Annotated in this window: 1 protein-coding gene; it reads right to left on the reverse strand. The window is 71.0% G+C overall.

The genetic code is table 11. The features are described 5' to 3' along the window. On the reverse strand, window positions 1-1,086 hold a 1,086-nt coding region (locus DEIPI_RS0107025; protein WP_027481308.1), incomplete at its 3' end, for an alpha-amylase family glycosyl hydrolase. Window positions 1,087-1,289: the final 203 nt, after the last annotated feature.

The following is a 1,289-nucleotide window of genomic DNA, read 5'->3' on the forward strand; positions in this document are numbered from 1 at the left end:
GTCCTCGAAGCGCATGTCGCGGCGGTTGTCGGGGTCGCCGCCGCCACGCATGGCGATCTCGGTGCCCTGCCACACGACGGGCACGCCGCGCAGGGTCATGAGGGCGCGCAGGCCGTAGACGGTGCGTTCGCGGCCGTCGTCCTCGGAGAGCGCGCCGTTCGCGAAGCGCGGCACGTCGTGGTTGTCGAGGAAGAGCGCCACCTCGTCCGGCGCGGGGATCTCCCTGTAACGTTCGAGCACGCTCGTGACGCGGTCGAGTCCGCGTCCGGACATGATCGCGTCGTTCATGGCGGTCTTGAGGCTGAAGTCGAACAGGCTCGCGAAGCCGAGCTTTTGGTAGTCCGCCACGGTCCCGGCGTCCGCGTCGTAGAACTCCCCGAGGGTGTACGTCCCGGCCTTCGCATCGCGCGCGAGGAGGTCCTTCAGGAAGCCCTGCGGCACGTGCTTGATCGCGTCGTAGCGGAAGCCGTCCACGCCGCGCGCGCGCCAGAAGTCCGCGTTGCCGAACAGCAGGTCGCGCACGTCCGGGCGGTCCTGGTTCAGGTCCGGCAGGCCGTAGATGGGGCAGTACACGTCCCGGTCGCCCTTCGCGGCGCAGGTGGCGGGGTCGTTGAACCACGCGGGCTGGCGCGTCACGGCGTCCGCGGCGGGCCCGTAGTGGTTGACGACCTGATCGAGCATGACCTTGAGGCCCGCGTCGTGCGCGGCCTTCACGAACGCGTCGAAGTCCGCGAGCGTCCCGAAGTGCGGGTCGACGTCGCGGAAGTCGTTCGGCCAGTACCCGTGGTAGCCGGTCGCGCCGCCGTCGCGGCCCGTGACCTGCCGGTAGACCGGCGTGAGCCAGATGGCGGTCGCCCCGAGGCCCTTGATGTAGGGAATCCTCGCGGTGAGTCCCCTGAGGTCGCCGCCGTGCCAGCCCTTCGGGTCGGTGGGATCGCTCGGGATGGGCGCCCTGTCGTTGGTGGGGTCGCCGTTGGCGAAGCGGTCGGGCATCACCTGGTAGACGATCTCGCCCTTCCACGAGGGCGTGGCGGCGCCCGCGACGGTGAGGACGAGCGCGGCGGTCAGCGCGGTCGGCTTGTGCATGGCGTCAATCTAACAGAGCCTCCGCGCGTAGAATGGCCCCGTGACTCCCGTGGTGTCCGTGACGATCCAGCGCTTCGCCCGCGCGCGGACGTGGACGGGCCTGTCGAAGATGGGCTCGGACCACGCGGTGCTGCGCCGGTCTCGCGGCGCGCGCTTCTACCGGCTGCTGGGCACGGGGCGCGGCGCGGACCTCACGCTCGGCG

It is taken from the genome of Deinococcus pimensis DSM 21231 (assembly GCF_000519345.1).
GTDB classification, from domain to species: Bacteria; Deinococcota; Deinococci; order Deinococcales; family Deinococcaceae; genus Deinococcus_A; species Deinococcus_A pimensis.